Consider the following 13,541-nt stretch of genomic DNA (forward strand, 5'->3'; position numbering starts at 1 on the left):
CTGCACAAGTTTCCTTATGACCGATCAAGCCGTCGTCACATTGCCAAAAGGTCTCTATCCGGAGATCGAACCCTACGACACCGGCTATATGCCGACGGAGGGGAAACATCAAATCTATTATGAGCAAAGCGGTAACCCACAAGGGATTCCGGTGGTGGTGGTGCACGGCGGACCGGGCGGCGGGACCAGCCCCAACCTGCGCTGCTACTTCAATCCGAAGGCCTATCGCATCATCCTGTTCGATCAGCGCGGCTGCGGCAAGTCGCGGCCGCACGCCTCGCAGGACCTGTCGCTGGAAGATAATACCACCTGGCATCTGGTCGCCGATATGGAATCGCTGCGGGAACGGCTGGGGGTCAATAAATGGGTGGTGTTCGGCGGCTCGTGGGGCTCGACCCTGTCTCTGGCCTACGCCCTGACCCATACGCAGCGGGTATCGGCCCTGATCCTGCGCGGCATCTTTCTGGTGCGGCAGTCGGAACTGGACTGGTTCTATCAGGGCGGCGCGGCCAATATCTATCCCGACCTGTGGGAGCGCTTTGTGGCCCCGATCCCGCAAGCGGAACGCGGCAACCTGCTGGCGGCCTATATCAAACGCCTGAACGGTGAGGATGCGGCTGAGCGCGTGCGTTGCGCGCTGGCGTGGTCGGGCTGGGAAGGCGACACCCTGTCGATCGAAGGCCCGCCAGAGGCCCCGACCAAGTTCACCGATCCCGACTTTGCCGTGGCCTTTGCCCGCATCGAGTCGTGGTATTTCCAAAACCGCGGCTTCTTTGAGAGCGATAACTGGATTCTGGAAAATGTCCACAAACTCAAGAACATCCCGGCGTGGATTGTGCAGGGCCGCTACGATGTGGTCACGCCCATGACCTCGGCCTGGGACCTGCACCGGGCGTGGCCGGAGGCGAAGTTCCATCTGGTGAAAAAGGCCGGGCATTCCTCGTCCGACCCCGGCGTGCTGGATGGCCTCGTCGCGGCAGCGGACGAAGCGATAACGGTGGTGAGCTAGGCGCTGGCTCGCATTTGCGTCCGCATCCACAGGCAGTAGAGGACGCAGAGAGCCAGACCTGCCGCCATCGCACCGGTGCCGAAGATCATGGCCATATCCAGCGGCGCGAAGGCCCAAAAACCGGCATAGATCAAGCCGCTGACCACCAGCATCCAGCCGGTGAAACGGTTGACCTGCCGCCTCAAAGCACTTGGGACAATGAGCTTCGGGACCCGATTGCCATAGTAAGCGACCACCAGACCGTTCATGGCCATCGCGCGCAGAGCGGTCTCCGGACCAATCCAGCCGTGCGATCGGGCAAAGCTGGCCAGCAAGGCCAGACCGATCAAGGCTCCGGCCCAGATAAGGCCCGCAAGGATGTCTGTTTTCACTTCGCAACCTCCAGCTTGACAGCTCCGGGCTCTGCGGCGTCTGACCCCAGACCGAACGAATGGGCAAAGCCCAGCAGCGCCTCTTCGAGCACCGAGAGCTTCAGGTGATAGATGACCGACTTTCCCGCCTTTTCGGTGTGCACCAGATCAGCCTCTTTCAGCACGGCGAAGTGCGCCGACATGGTGGGTTTGGACACATCGAAATGGTCGCACAGATCACCGGCGCTCAGAGGCCCGCCTTGCAGCAGTTGCAAGACGCGGCGGCGCGTCGGATCGGAAAGGGCTTTGAAGACCAGATTCATGATTCGATAATTAGCTAATCGTCGAATTTATGTCAAGCGTGATGGCTTACGCCCTCACACCGGGTAGCTGGCTGGCCTGTTTGACCCAATCGGCGAACTGTTCGGGGTCGAAGCGGTCTTCGTAGATATCGTAATAGCGCACCTCGGCCTGTTTCGACGGACCCGGCGGTACCGGGTCGAGCGCGGTGCCGCGAAAGAAGCTGACCTTGATATAGCGGTCGAAACAGTGGAACCCTGTGAACCACACGTCCTTTTCGAGGCCGTAGAAGGGCGTGTTCCATTTGACCGCCTTTTCGACGCCGGGAACGGCCTGCGTGATGATCGCATCCATCTGCGCGCCAATGGCGCGTTTCCAGCCGGGCATGGCGGCGATATAGGTCTGCACGGGCGCATCGCCATAGCCTCTGGCGATCTGCGGATTGCCGCCAGAGAGGCGTTTGGGGGCGTTCTCTGTCATCTCACCCCTTCTGCGGGATACGCACCTCAAAGGATGTGCCCGACGGTCCGGTGTCGATCAGCTTGACATCGCCACCATGCGTCTGCGCCAGTTCGCGCGCAATGGCCAGCCCCAGCCCCGACCCGCCGGGGGTCAGGGATGTCGAAAAGGGCTGAAACAGCTTTTCGCGCACGCGCTCGGGAATGCCCGGCCCGTTGTCGGAGAGGACCAGAATCACCTCTTCCGCCGTCTTGACCGCGCTCAGCGTCACGCGCCCCACCGTCTTGCGGTTCGGCTGGTTTTCAATGGCCTGACGCGCATTGCGCATCAGATTGACCAGCAGGCGGTGGATATGGTCAGGATCGGCCTCAAAGAAAAAGCCCTGCTCCGCCTTCAGCGAAAAGCGCACGCGGTCCGGCGTGCGCGCATTGAGCGCCAGTCCGGCGTCTTCGGCGGCGGCCTCAGACAGGTCTTTCAGGCGCAAAATCTGGATGCGCGGCGGGATTTCGTCCGTCTTGCCGTAGTTCAGCACGTTTTGCGCCAGCGTCAGGGCGCGGTCCAGCGCCCGTTCCAGGCGCGGCAAGGCCTTGGTGACATTGGGGTCGCCGGAATAGGCCAGACGCTCAGACGCCATCTGCGCCGCCGTCAGCATGTTGCGCAGGTCGTGGCTGATCTTCGACACCGCCTGCCCCAGCGCCGCCAGTCGCGCGCGGGTGCGCAGCGCGTGGCCGACCTCCTGCTGCATCTTGAACAACTCTTCCTCAATCTGCCCGATCTCATCATGACGACCGGACAGTTGCGGCACGGCAGCACCGTCTTCGGGATTTTCCTTGAAGCGCGCGATCGAGCGCGTCAGTTGCCGCACCGGACGCACCACAAAGAAGGACAGGGCGGCAAAGATCAGGGCACCGGCGACCAGCGAAATCAGGAGCGACAGGCGCAGGATCGACCCCAGTTGTTCGCGCAACTCCTGTTTCAGTGGCTGGGCCGGGACGACGATTTCGATAATGTCGGTGCCCTTGCGCACCTTGGGTACGGCTTCAGTGCGGATCAGGCGGTCTTCGCGCCCCGACAGGGTCTTCCACGGCCCCCACAGATAGGTCAGGTCGTCGCTGAGGCCGCGCTCCTGATGACGGATGTCGATGACATCGGGTTCGACCGTGCTGCTGGGGTCGCGCAGAACGAACTGCACACCGCCGCTTTGCAGGGCGAGATAGGAGGCCCCGACGCTGTTCAGCAACTGGCTCGACAATTCGCGCGACACCGCCCCTTCGGCCGAGGCATCGAGCGCCAGAGAGGCGATTTCGGCCTGACGCACGCGGTCAATCAGCCAGCGTTCCTGATAGGCGGCGAGCGTCGGCACCATGATAATGACCACCATCACCGCCACGAACACCGCTGTCAAAGCCAGCAGGTGGCCCGACAGACCGCTGAAAAATGAGCGAAAATCGGTCCAGCCGCGTTTCAGATGCGGCCTGAGCGCCTTCCAGCGCCTGGCCAGAAAGGCTTGCAGACTGTGGTCGTGCCATTTGCGCGGACGCGGGCTGGCCGCCGCCCCGTCCTCGGCTTCACGCCACAGAGGGGCGCCCACGCGAAACCGCCGGCCCGGTGTCAGATCCTTGCGCGTGCCGTTTTCGATAAGGGTTTCGGTCAGATCGCTCGACATTCCGCTCTTGGGTGTGGCCGCTCAGACGACATATGTGTAGAGACACATATTAACACAAATCCGTGAAGGGTCAGTGTAAAATCACCCGGCGCGCGCTCACGGCCTCATAAAGATTCTGCGTCTGAGGTGCGAATCCCGGCGCATAGCCATTGACAAGCCCGCGCTCACGGTTTAGTGACGCCGCCTCTTCTTTCAACGATGGCTCGCACACACTGGGTTATCGTGTCCAAACCCCGGAGCTACAACCGTGAAACGCACTTACCAGCCGAGCCGTCTCGTCCGCAAGCGCCGCCACGGCTTCCGCGCGCGCATGGCCACCAAGAATGGCCAAAAAGTCGTCGCCCGTCGCCGTGCCAAGGGCCGCAAGCGCCTGACTGCCTAACCCGCAGTTCGGACCACCGACACAGGAAAAGGCCCTTGAAGCGATTCGAGGGCCTTTTTCGTTTGTGTTCACCCCTGCCCTTGGCGTGGGTGTCTAAGGCAGCGCGGTTTCTCCTCCCTGTTGCGAAGCAATGGGGAGGTGCTGAGCGTGGCGAAGCGGAGGGGGATGACTCAAGACCGTGCCTCAGCCCGAAACCCTGATCATTAGGCGCCTGAATCACAAGAGCAAAATGACTTTAAGCGGAATCGTCATTTCGCTCTAAATTTTTGTTTTGTCGCGATGTTTTTGCGGAAAACCGCTCACACTTTTCCGCACATCACTCTAGAGAGGGTGGTAAGAACTGAGCCATCCCCCTCCACCGCTGCGCTGCGCTAGCGGTCCCCCTCCCCACGGCTTACGCCGCAGGGAGGAGACAGGCCGCCACCCAGGTTCAAACGGCGATGATCGGGTATGGAGTCTATGCATACATTCCCCACCTTTTCCCCTCAGATACAGGGACGTATAAGACGTTCAAATGACCTTTCCCGTTCTGAAAAACCGCAGCGATTTTCTGGCCGCCAACAAGGCGGCGTATCAGGCGCGCCCGACGGTGGTCATTCAGGCGCGCTTTCGCAATGACGGGGACGACACCATCCGCATCGGCTTTACCGCCACGAAAAAGACCGGCGGTTCGGTGAAACGCAACCGCGCCAAGCGCCGGATGCGCGAAGCGGCCCGCGCCCTTTTGCCCGACTACGGCCGCCCCGGTCACGACTATGTCTTCATTGCGCGCGACGCAACCAAGTCCTGCCCGTGGCAAGGTTTGCTTGACGATGTCAAACGCGCCCTGATAAGGCTGTCGCCCAAAGTTTAACCCCTCTTCAGAGTCTCTCATGAAGCGCGACGACAATCGCAATATGTTCATCTTCCTCGCCCTCTCCATGGCGATCCTGTTCGGCTATCAGTTCTTTGTGGCCGGGCCCAAGATGGAGAAGGAACGCGCCGCCGCCATGGCGCAGAAGAAGATCGAGGCCGCCAAGGCCCCCGTCGCCACGCCGGAGTCGCTGTTTGTCGAAGGCAAGCTGACGCGCGATCAGGCCGTCGCCGCCACACCGCGCGTCGCCATCGACTCCCCGGCGCTGAAGGGTTCGCTGTCTCTGGCCGGTGCGCGCATCGACGACCTGTTCCTCAAGCAATATAAAGAGACTCTGAAGGCCGACTCCCCCAATGTCGAGCTGTTCCGCCCGCAAGGGGCCGAGCACGCATACTATGCCGAATCGGGCTGGGTCGGGGCCAATGTGCCGGGCCTGCCGTCGGGCAACAGCGTGTGGACCGTGCTTTCGGGCAGCGTGCTGTCGCCGGGCAAGGACGTGGTGCTGGGCTATGATGCGGGCACGGGCCTGCGCTTTGAACGCCGCCTGAGCCTCGATGACAAGTATATGATCACCGTCACCGACACTGTGGTCAATGCCACGGGCGCGGCGGTGACGCTGGCCCCCTATGCCAATGTCGTGCGTCAGGGCGCACCCGAAGCGCTCGGCAAGAACATGATCCTGCACGAAGGCGGCATCGGGGCCTTCTCCAAGGACGCTACGGGCAAGGGCTATACCACCCCGGAATTCAAGTTCCACAAGTGGGAAAAGGACGAGAAGAAGGCCGGTTTCAAGGCCGACTCCACCGGCGGCTGGATGGGCCTGACCGACAAATACTGGCTGGCCGCGGTCATTCCGGATCAGAAGGCGAAGATTCACGCCGCCATGAAGGCGACGGATCAGACCCCGGCCGACGAAAAGGACTTCAACTTCCTCTATCAGGCGGGCTATGTCGCCGACGCCGTGACGGTGCAGCCGGGTCAGCCGGTCAGCGTCACCTATCGTGTCTTTGCCGGTGCCAAGCAGGCCTCGCTTCTGGCCGCCTATCAGGACAAGCTGCACCTGCCGTCGTTCGACAAGGCCATCGACTGGGGCATGTTCTGGTTCTTCACCCGCCCGATGTTCTTCGTGCTGGACTTCCTGTTCAAATATGTCGGCAATTTCGGTCTGGCCATTCTGGGCCTCACCGTTCTGGTCAAGCTCATCTTCTTCCCGCTGGCGCATAAATCCTATGAGTCGATGACCAAGATGAAGATGCTTCAGCCCCAGGTCGAGGAGCTGAAGAAGAAGCACGAAGGCAATCCGCAGCAGATGCAGATTGAAATGATGGGCCTTTACCAGAAGGAAAAGGTCAATCCGATGTCGGGCTGTCTGCCCATCTTCGTGCAGATGCCGGTCTTCTATTCGCTGTACAAGGTGCTGTTCGTCACCATCGAAATGCGCCACGCGCCCTTCTTCGGCTGGATTCAGGATCTGTCGAGCAAGGACCCGACGACGATGTTCAACCTGTTCGGCCTGCTGCCCTACGATCCGGCCACCCTGCCGGTCATTGGCGGGCTGATGGCGACCTCGCTGCATATCGGCGTCCTGCCGCTGCTGTACGGGGCCTCCATGTGGCTGTCGCAGAGCATGAACCCGCCGATGCCCGACCCCATGCAGCGCAAGATCTTCGCCTTCATGCCGGTGATGTTCACCTTCATCATGGCGCCGTTTGCTTCGGGCCTGCTGATCTACTGGGTGTGGAACAACGTCCTGACCGTGGCGCAGCAATACGCCCTGATGCGCCAGATGGGCGTCGAAAACCCGATCGACACCCTGCTGGGCAAGGTCGCCAAAACCAAGCCGAAGTCCGAAGCGGCGCACGTCATCGAGGTGGCCGAGGAAGCCATCCACGAAGGCGAAGTGACCCAAGGCACCCCGGCCCGCAAGCGCAAGCCGGCGGCCACGGGCAGCTCGGCAGGCGGCACCAAACGCACCCGCGGGACGAAGAAGGACTAAGGCGATCCGTTACCTACCGCCTTTGGGCGGAGAGCCGGTCCTTTCTTAGACCTCCTCAGCTTGCTGGGGAGCCGGGCGGCCGGAGCCGGGGACCGCACGAGATTGCCGAAGGCAAACGAGATGTGGTGGTGGGGGTTCTTCAATCTCCACCCCTTTGCTATTTGTAAGTTCGCAAGATACCCCACCCCCACGCCCTATCGGGCGCGGTCCCCCTCCCCAACGTGTTGGGAGGTATAGGTTTTAAAGGCACGTCCATGACCGACGAAACGCAAAATACCTCTGAGCACGCCCCCGCCGCTGAGACGGCTGAAGAGGCGCTCTATTCCGCCGAAACGCTCGAAGCCGCACGCGTGCTGTTTGCGCGCCCGGCCACCTTCATGATGGGCGCGGCCAAGATCGAGCAACTGCCCGCCGCCGACCTGCCCGAAGTGACCTTTGCCGGGCGCTCCAATGTCGGCAAGTCGAGCCTGATCAATGCGCTGGTCGGGCAAAACCATCTGGCGCGTGCCTCCAACGAGCCGGGCCGCACGCGCGAGGTCAATTTCTTCGTACTGGACGAAAAGCTGCGGCTGGTCGATCTGCCCGGCTATGGCTGGGCCAAGGCGTCCAAGGCCGAGGTCAAGAAGTTCCAGAATCTGGGGCGCGACTATCTGCGCGGCCGGCCGAACCTCAAACGCGCCTATCTGCTGATCGACGCGCGCCACGGGCTGAAAGCGGTCGATAATGAGCCGATGGACGCGCTGGACGTCGCCGCCGTCTCCTATCAGATCGTTCTGACCAAGGCCGACAAGATCAAGCCGCACGAGCTGAAGGCCGTCATCGAGAAGACGCAGGCGCAGATCAAAAAGCGGCCAGCGGCGCACCCGGTGGTGCTGGCGACCTCTTCGGAAAAAGGCCACGGCATCCCCGAACTGCGCGCCGAGATCATGACGACCTGCGCGGTCGCGCCGTAAGTCTCATTCATACCTCCCCTCCAAAGGCAGGGAGGTATAAGATAGCACTCATGCACACGCCCTTTGACGGTTCGCAGCCTCTGTTTCGTATCGGTCTGGCCCCGTTGGGAGACGCGGCGTGGCTGGAGCGTGATGAGCGCCTGCCCCGCTATCTGGCGGAAAAAGAACGCCTCTTGAGCCAGGACCGCGACGCCGTGTTCGGTGCGCAACCGGGCTCCGAAGCCGCGCAAGGCGAAGCCCTGCGTCTGATCGAAAGCACGCTCAACACCCCCGCCCCGCCGTCTGACGCCCCGCTGATGGCCGCGGCACGACTGGTGGCCGAAGACCTGGCCATCTTGCAAACATCCCCCGAAGGCTGGCGGCTGACGGCGGGCTGCATCTGCTTCCCCTCCTCATGGTCGCTGCCGGACAAGCTGGGCAAGCCCCTGCATGAGGTGCATGGCCCGGTGCCCGATTTTCAGACAGGGACGCGCAACGCCACGATCATCGAGCGCATTTTCGATAATCTGCGTCCCGATGAACCGGTCATTCGCTGGAACTGGTCGCTGTACGGCACGGACACGCTGCACCATCCCCACCTGTCCCCACCGCAGCGCTTCGGACGCGGCGACCGCGCCGACACCGTCTATGTGCGCGTTGAACGTCAGACCTTGCGTAAACTGCCGCAGACGGGTGCGGTGCTGTTCACCATCGGCATCCACCTGACGCCGCTGGAGGCCATTGAGGCCCACCCGGAACGCGAACGCCTCACCCAAGGCCTGATCCATCAGATCGAAGCCCTCGATGAGGCGCAAAGCGAATATAAGGGATTGCGCGCCGAACGTGAGCGGCTCATCCTGCGCCTGAAAGGGAGATGAGGGATGAGGCTGACGATGGCGATACCGTCACGGCTTTAATAGCGCTGACGACACCGGTACAGGCGAGCACCGTTGGGTCCATTACGCACAGAGAGATCAATCAGGCCCATCTCGACGGTTGCGGCACGACACTTTACCGAACGCCTGACTTTGAAAAAGGCCAACCGCCTATCCTCTGGCATGACGATTTTCAAACCGGCCTGATGCGGTGGCACGGTCAGCTTGTCACCCTGACGCTGAAAGGGGAACTGAAGTCGAGCGTCACCCCTGTGAGCCAGTTTGTCAGCGCCGACGGCAACCTGCGGGTGACACAGACCCTCAAGGTGACAAAGAGGCTGGGCGAGGAGTTGTCCAACATGGCAGGAACCCTGACCCTCACACAGAAGGGCAGGTCGCAGAGCGTGACGGTTTACGGCCAGAGCGGCTGCTGAGGCAGTTGCGCCACTCACTTCACTCTCTAGCTTAGGCGAGTGATCTCTACACAGACACTACATTGAAAAAACGACAATATATTGCAAGCATAGCCTGCTTGCCAGGTATAGAATTATGAAAACAGCCGCCACCGTAAGCATTTTTATCGGCCTTCTATGGATAGCGAAGGCGCACGCTGCGACAATGGGCGAGATCAGTGAAGACGAAATCGACCGACATATTTCCGGGTGGTGCTTCACGGCGTTTTACCAAAGCTATGGAAAAGATGGCCCTACCGGCCCACTCATCTGGATCAACGATCAAAGCGACGCTTTAATCCGCCTAAATGACCAAACAATTGGGCTCACACACCAGAGCACCGAGACAAAACCCATGCGCACAGCCCGTTTTAGCAGTGAAGACGGCAAAACGGTTGTTGCCTACACCTTTAAAAAGCTGAAGTCCCGTCAGGGCTTTGATGATGTGTTGGCCACGTTTGTCCTGACACACGGAGGTGAAAATCAGACCTTTCATCTGAAAGGCACAAATTCCTGCTGGTAAAAAGCCCCGCGATATGTCGCGGGGCGTTCAAAATTACAGGTCTTCCTTGAGGATGGCCATTTCGAACAGGTAGGAGCCTTCCTCGTCCTCATCGACATAGACGACGCCGACAAAGTCTTCGCCGATATAGACCTCGGCGGAGTCCTTCTGCTTGCGGGCACGGACCTCAAGGCCCTTGGTGCCGAAGGTCTGGGTCAGATAGGCTTGCACCTTGGTGATTTCTGCAGGCGTCATGTGATGTATCTCTTAAATGGCGGGGCCCTGAACGATGCGATCAAAGCACGATTTCACCGGGGCGGGGATAGAGTATGTATGTCTGTTTAGCCGCGAACGCCGCCAGAGGCAAACCCCAAGGCGCAAGCGTCAACATGGAAATGGCTCAGGCCCGCGACCTGAGACGCTGACCCGCCGCGCTCAAAAGGGCTTTGGAATAGATTTTGTGGAAACCCAAAAGCGCATGGAAGCCGAAACCCAGCCATGCCTTTCCATCAGGGGATATACGCTCAGGGACAACAACGCTGCCGAACCAGAGCCTTGTACCGCTAGGCAGGGCTTGACAACTCAGCCACGAGCGCGTCTTGGACAGGAAGTCACACATCAGTATCTGATCGGGCTCGCGGGCCTCAACAGTCCACGCGGCAAACCGCAGACTCTCCCGACACGCCAGAGCCCTAGCCTGCGAGTCAGTCGACGGTTTAGCCACCAGTAAAGCCAACACCAGACGTTCGCATTTGAACAGCGGCGTTGTGTAGAAGGCCTCAATATAATCGTTCAAAGTGACGCGAAAGGTAAGGTCGAGATAATAGGCATCGGTGTAAGCCCCACGCTGACGATAGGCCTGCACTTGGGATCGCTCAGGGGGTTCCGCCGTAAAGACCCGACCTCTCATCTTTCTGCTATCAGATCACGTAATCGTAGATCACATCCGAAAGAGTCTGATCCATCGACCGGGCCGGGTCGGGGCAGGTCTGGCAGTTGACCAGCCGTGCCGGAACGCCGGCGGCTGTGCAGTGCGCCGGGACGGGCTTCAGGACCACCGAACCGGCGGCGATCTTGGCAAACTCACCGATCTCGATATTGCCGAGCACCTTGGCCCCGGCCCCCAGCAGCACGCCGCGGCCGATCTTGGGGTGACGATCGCCCTGTTCAGAGCCCGTTCCACCCAGCGTTACGCCGTGCAGCATCGACACCTCATCGCCCACCACCGCCGTTTCGCCGATGACGATGCCCGTGCCGTGGTCCATCAGCACGCCCTTGCCGACCTTTGCCGCCGGATGAATGTCGATCTGGAACAGTTCCGACACGCGGCTTTGCAGCAGGTGCGCCATGGTAAAGCGCCCGTCCTGCCACAGTCGGTGCGCGATGCGATAGACTTGCAGACTCAGGAAGCCTTTGAAGAACATGAAGGTTTGCAGATAGCCCTTGGCCGCCGGGTCGCGCTCATAGACGGCCTGAAGATCGGCCTCCGCCGCCTCGACCAGGGCGCTGTCGGCCTTGAGATAGCGCTGCACCATCTCACGCACAGTCATACCGCGCAGGGTGTCGTCAGCCAGCTTGCGCGCCATATGATAGGACAGGGCCGAGGCCAGATCGTCGTGCGACAAGATGGTCGAATGCAGCAGCGAGGCCAGACCCGGCTCGGACGCCACCACGTCGGAGGCTTCCTGACGCAGGGTCAGCCAGATCGGCTTGTCCTGCGGTGTAATCACCTCAAACGGTTGCGCCATCTTTGACCCTTTGCCTCACACAATCTTTGCTGCCAGAGACGCCTCCAGCGCCCCTGTGACAGCCATATGGTACACCCTCAGTACCGCTGCAACGGTTAAGGAGTCCCGTATCTGCCCTTTTATAACAGCTTCGAGCACGTCTTTGAAGGCAACCCGCGCGATTTCAAGGTTTTCGGTGTCGTCCCAGTCGGTTTCCCCTTCGCTCAGACCGGTGGCGAGATAGAGGATCGCCGTCTCGTCCGTGACCGAATTGCTCAGGTCGTACCTCAGGATTTCGGTGAGCGTCGCGGCCTCAAGCCCTGTCTCTTCGCGCAGTTCACGCCGCGCCCCTTCCATCGGGTCTTCGTCGAAGTGCGCCCCGCCTTCGGGGATTTCCCAGCTCCAGGCATCAAACGCAAAGCGCATCTGCCCGACCATGGTCACCGTCCCGTCGTCGTGCAACGGCACCACGCCCACGGCGCGGTTACGGAAGTGCACGAAGCCGTAATGAGCGGGCTTACCCGTCGGTGCCACGGTTTCATGGCTTTCGACCGATATCCACGGCGTCTGATAGACGGTCCGCCCGACCAGGGTGCGCCAGCGCGGACGGGTGGCATCCTTTTCGGCGGAGTCCCAGCCCGGCAGGCTGTGTTCCTGACGGTGCGACACGGCACGCGGCGGAATGTCGTCGGAAAAGGTATCGCTCATCAGGGGCCTCCGGTCTGTCAAAACCTGCCAGTGCGGCCTATAAGAGATCAAGACCGTATTTGCGATGAAGAGTGTTTTATGACCGCCAAAGCCGATATTCGCCAACTGGACCTCGCTCCCATTCCTTTTGGCACGCCCCTGCCCGCTAAAATCTCGGCGCAAACCCTGGACCTGCTGCTGACGCGGCGCTCCGCCCCGGCCCCGACACTTGGCCTGCCCGCGCCGTCCGAAGACGAGATGGAGGTGCTGCTGAAGATCGGCTTCCGCGTGCCCGACCACGGCAAGATCGGCCCCTGGCGCATCGTGCGTTTCACGCCGGAATCGAAGGCGCGGCTGGTCGATAAGCTGCGCGCTCTGGCCGAAGCGCGTGGTGACAAGGCGCAGGCGGGCGCGCTCCTCAAACTCTCCACACCGCCGCAAGCCCTGCTGGTGGTCTATTCGCCGGTTCAGCCGCATAAGATCCCCCTGTGGGAGCAGATGGGCTCGGCCTTTGCCATCTGTCAGAACCTGCTGATTGCGGCGGGGGCCATGGGCTATGGCGCCAACTGGATCACCGACTGGTATGCCTATGACGCCGAGGCCAAGGCGCTTTTGGGCCTCAGGGACGGCGAAGAGGTGGCGGGCTTCATCTATCTCGGCACGCCCACCGAAGCGCCGCTGGAACGCGACCGCCCGGACTATGCCGAACGGGTGAGCTTCTGGGAGGGGTGATTTAGACCTCTGTAAGAAGGTCCCTCCGGCGGGCAGGGTCGCAGACCCTCCACCCGTTTCTGTCCCCTAATGGGAGAGGAGATCAGACGAACCTACCTTCTCAGATGTTAAAACGTCTCGACGTGGGATGGGCCTTGGGAATGTGCCTGACGACGAGATCGGAGATACGGCTCTATGGCCACTCGCCCCGCAAGAACGGCAAGGCCTATAGCCATCAAAGGCCAGACATCTGCCATTGCGAGGAGATGTTGCGGCGCGTAGGCCATCAACGCCATCATGGTGAGGGTCAGGACGGCTGAGAAAACTGTGAAATACAGTATATAGGCCGTCGTCCACATACGACGCTTGCGAATAAACCCAAAAAATTCGGCAACGATCAGCGTCGGGACGACGAAGTAAAGCGTTTCCATAACCCCGATATGCACACGTGCTGATCCGGCAAAATCCAGTTCGCCTGCCTCCGCAAGGAGGGGCATGACGACAGTCAGCACAACACTTATCCAGTTGCCTGCAACCAGCGCTATCACGCCAAATACCAAGGCGACCGGTATCCGTATCCACCAGCGATTCCACATCGGCCCCTCCCCCCTTGGGCTTATTCTACACGGGTGAAGGCAGA

At 60.9% G+C, this 13,541-nt stretch carries 18 protein-coding genes; 9 read left to right on the top strand and 9 right to left on the bottom strand.

Annotation, left to right across the window (positions count from 1 at the left end):
- Window positions 1–16 precede the first annotated feature (16 nt).
- Entirely contained in the window at window positions 17–1,009 is a 993-nt protein-coding gene (gene pip / locus PQU94_RS10615; RefSeq protein WP_272741439.1) for a prolyl aminopeptidase, read from the top strand.
- Here pip and PQU94_RS10620 read toward each other — a convergent pair.
- The 4 genes from PQU94_RS10620 to PQU94_RS10635 are packed head-to-tail and all read right to left on the bottom strand — an operon-like array spanning window position 1,006 to window position 3,784.
- Window positions 1,006–1,380, bottom strand: a complete 375-nt coding sequence (locus tag PQU94_RS10620; RefSeq protein ID WP_272741440.1) for an ammonium transporter — start codon at window positions 1,378–1,380, stop codon at window positions 1,006–1,008. The genes pip and PQU94_RS10620 overlap by 4 nt on opposite strands.
- Window positions 1,377–1,682, bottom strand: a complete 306-nt coding sequence (locus PQU94_RS10625; protein ID WP_272741441.1) for an autorepressor SdpR family transcription factor — start codon at window positions 1,680–1,682, stop codon at window positions 1,377–1,379. Before PQU94_RS10625 ends, PQU94_RS10620 begins: the two co-directional genes overlap by 4 nt.
- Window positions 1,683–1,728: 46 nt before the next feature.
- Entirely contained in the window at window positions 1,729–2,139 is a 411-nt protein-coding gene (locus PQU94_RS10630; RefSeq protein WP_272741442.1) for a DUF1801 domain-containing protein, read from the bottom strand.
- 1 nt (window position 2,140) lies between these two features.
- Window positions 2,141–3,784, bottom strand: coding sequence for a sensor histidine kinase (locus PQU94_RS10635; RefSeq protein ID WP_272741443.1), 1,644 nt, complete (start codon window positions 3,782–3,784; stop codon window positions 2,141–2,143).
- Between the two features lie 247 nt (window positions 3,785–4,031).
- Between PQU94_RS10635 and rpmH the strand changes: the two genes are divergently transcribed.
- The 7 genes from rpmH to PQU94_RS10670 all read left to right on the top strand — a co-directional run bounded on the left by rpmH (window position 4,032) and on the right by PQU94_RS10670 (window position 9,797).
- Window positions 4,032–4,166, top strand: coding sequence for a 50S ribosomal protein L34 (gene rpmH / locus PQU94_RS10640; protein WP_013479320.1), 135 nt, complete (start codon window positions 4,032–4,034; stop codon window positions 4,164–4,166).
- A 514-nt stretch (window positions 4,167–4,680) separates the two neighbouring features.
- Window positions 4,681–5,019 carry a ribonuclease P protein component gene (rnpA, locus tag PQU94_RS10645; RefSeq protein WP_272741444.1) on the top strand — a complete coding sequence of 113 codons (339 nt, stop codon included), beginning with the start codon at window positions 4,681–4,683 and terminating at the stop codon, window positions 5,017–5,019.
- 19 nt (window positions 5,020–5,038) lie between these two features.
- On the top strand, window positions 5,039–7,015 hold the full coding sequence (gene yidC / locus PQU94_RS10650) for a membrane protein insertase YidC (RefSeq protein WP_272741445.1): 1,977 nt from the start codon (window positions 5,039–5,041) through the stop codon (window positions 7,013–7,015).
- Between the two features lie 254 nt (window positions 7,016–7,269).
- Window positions 7,270–7,968 carry a ribosome biogenesis GTP-binding protein YihA/YsxC gene (gene yihA / locus PQU94_RS10655; protein ID WP_272741446.1) on the top strand — a complete coding sequence of 233 codons (699 nt, stop codon included), beginning with the start codon at window positions 7,270–7,272 and terminating at the stop codon, window positions 7,966–7,968.
- 50 nt (window positions 7,969–8,018) lie between these two features.
- The gene (locus PQU94_RS10660; protein ID WP_272741447.1) at window positions 8,019–8,825 is read left to right on the top strand and encodes a heme-dependent oxidative N-demethylase family protein; all 807 of its coding nucleotides are present in this window, start codon (window positions 8,019–8,021) and stop codon (window positions 8,823–8,825) included.
- Complete coding sequence (locus PQU94_RS10665; protein WP_272741448.1) at window positions 8,822–9,256, top strand: hypothetical protein; 435 nt, start codon at window positions 8,822–8,824, stop codon at window positions 9,254–9,256. The genes PQU94_RS10660 and PQU94_RS10665 overlap by 4 nt, the downstream gene beginning before the upstream one ends.
- Before the next feature lie 115 nt (window positions 9,257–9,371).
- Entirely contained in the window at window positions 9,372–9,797 is a 426-nt protein-coding gene (locus PQU94_RS10670; protein WP_272741449.1) for a hypothetical protein, read from the top strand.
- A 33-nt stretch (window positions 9,798–9,830) separates the two neighbouring features.
- Here PQU94_RS10670 and PQU94_RS10675 read toward each other — a convergent pair whose 3' ends face one another.
- The 4 genes from PQU94_RS10675 to PQU94_RS10690 all read right to left on the bottom strand — a co-directional run bounded on the left by PQU94_RS10675 (window position 9,831) and on the right by PQU94_RS10690 (window position 12,211).
- Entirely contained in the window at window positions 9,831–10,031 is a 201-nt protein-coding gene (locus PQU94_RS10675; RefSeq protein WP_272741450.1) for a DUF3126 family protein, read from the bottom strand.
- Between the two features lie 145 nt (window positions 10,032–10,176).
- Window positions 10,177–10,686 carry a hypothetical protein gene (locus PQU94_RS10680; RefSeq protein WP_272741451.1) on the bottom strand — a complete coding sequence of 170 codons (510 nt, stop codon included), beginning with the start codon at window positions 10,684–10,686 and terminating at the stop codon, window positions 10,177–10,179.
- A gap of 10 nt (window positions 10,687–10,696) precedes the next feature.
- Window positions 10,697–11,524: a serine O-acetyltransferase gene (gene cysE / locus PQU94_RS10685; RefSeq protein ID WP_126419648.1), complete on the bottom strand. Its 828-nt coding sequence runs from the start codon at window positions 11,522–11,524 to the stop codon at window positions 10,697–10,699.
- Between the two features lie 15 nt (window positions 11,525–11,539).
- On the bottom strand, window positions 11,540–12,211 hold the full coding sequence (locus PQU94_RS10690) for an NUDIX domain-containing protein (RefSeq protein ID WP_272741452.1): 672 nt from the start codon (window positions 12,209–12,211) through the stop codon (window positions 11,540–11,542).
- A 78-nt stretch (window positions 12,212–12,289) separates the two neighbouring features.
- On the opposite strand from PQU94_RS10690, the gene PQU94_RS10695 reads away from it, so the two are divergent.
- Window positions 12,290–12,922 carry a nitroreductase family protein gene (locus tag PQU94_RS10695; protein ID WP_272741453.1) on the top strand — a complete coding sequence of 211 codons (633 nt, stop codon included), beginning with the start codon at window positions 12,290–12,292 and terminating at the stop codon, window positions 12,920–12,922.
- Between the two features lie 107 nt (window positions 12,923–13,029).
- On the opposite strand, the gene PQU94_RS10700 is transcribed toward PQU94_RS10695, so the two are convergent.
- Window positions 13,030–13,497, bottom strand: coding sequence for a hypothetical protein (locus tag PQU94_RS10700; protein ID WP_272741454.1), 468 nt, complete (start codon window positions 13,495–13,497; stop codon window positions 13,030–13,032).
- Window positions 13,498–13,541: the final 44 nt, after the last annotated feature.

It is taken from the genome of Asticcacaulis currens (assembly GCF_028550395.1).
In the GTDB taxonomy this organism is placed as follows: domain Bacteria; phylum Pseudomonadota; class Alphaproteobacteria; order Caulobacterales; family Caulobacteraceae; genus Asticcacaulis; species Asticcacaulis currens.

What these genes read in the sequence shown, in the direction of transcription:
- pip (WP_272741439.1), top strand. Translation starts at nt 17, where the DNA reads ATGACCGATCAAGCCGTCGTCACATTGCCAAAAGGTCTCTATCCGGAG.
- PQU94_RS10625 (WP_272741441.1), bottom strand. Translation starts at nt 1,682, where the DNA reads ATGAATCTGGTCTTCAAAGCCCTTTCCGATCCGACGCGCCGCCGCGTC.
- PQU94_RS10630 (WP_272741442.1), bottom strand. Translation starts at nt 2,139, where the DNA reads ATGACAGAGAACGCCCCCAAACGCCTCTCTGGCGGCAATCCGCAGATC.
- PQU94_RS10635 (WP_272741443.1), bottom strand. Translation starts at nt 3,784, where the DNA reads ATGTCGAGCGATCTGACCGAAACCCTTATCGAAAACGGCACGCGCAAG.
- rnpA (WP_272741444.1), top strand. Translation starts at nt 4,681, where the DNA reads ATGACCTTTCCCGTTCTGAAAAACCGCAGCGATTTTCTGGCCGCCAAC.
- yidC (WP_272741445.1), top strand. Translation starts at nt 5,039, where the DNA reads ATGAAGCGCGACGACAATCGCAATATGTTCATCTTCCTCGCCCTCTCC.
- yihA (WP_272741446.1), top strand. Translation starts at nt 7,270, where the DNA reads ATGACCGACGAAACGCAAAATACCTCTGAGCACGCCCCCGCCGCTGAG.
- PQU94_RS10660 (WP_272741447.1), top strand. Translation starts at nt 8,019, where the DNA reads ATGCACACGCCCTTTGACGGTTCGCAGCCTCTGTTTCGTATCGGTCTG.
- PQU94_RS10665 (WP_272741448.1), top strand. Translation starts at nt 8,822, where the DNA reads ATGAGGGATGAGGCTGACGATGGCGATACCGTCACGGCTTTAATAGCG.
- PQU94_RS10670 (WP_272741449.1), top strand. Translation starts at nt 9,372, where the DNA reads ATGAAAACAGCCGCCACCGTAAGCATTTTTATCGGCCTTCTATGGATA.
- PQU94_RS10675 (WP_272741450.1), bottom strand. Translation starts at nt 10,031, where the DNA reads ATGACGCCTGCAGAAATCACCAAGGTGCAAGCCTATCTGACCCAGACC.
- PQU94_RS10680 (WP_272741451.1), bottom strand. Translation starts at nt 10,686, where the DNA reads ATGAGAGGTCGGGTCTTTACGGCGGAACCCCCTGAGCGATCCCAAGTG.
- cysE (WP_126419648.1), bottom strand. Translation starts at nt 11,524, where the DNA reads ATGGCGCAACCGTTTGAGGTGATTACACCGCAGGACAAGCCGATCTGG.
- PQU94_RS10690 (WP_272741452.1), bottom strand. Translation starts at nt 12,211, where the DNA reads ATGAGCGATACCTTTTCCGACGACATTCCGCCGCGTGCCGTGTCGCAC.
- PQU94_RS10695 (WP_272741453.1), top strand. Translation starts at nt 12,290, where the DNA reads ATGACCGCCAAAGCCGATATTCGCCAACTGGACCTCGCTCCCATTCCT.
- PQU94_RS10700 (WP_272741454.1), bottom strand. Translation starts at nt 13,497, where the DNA reads ATGTGGAATCGCTGGTGGATACGGATACCGGTCGCCTTGGTATTTGGC.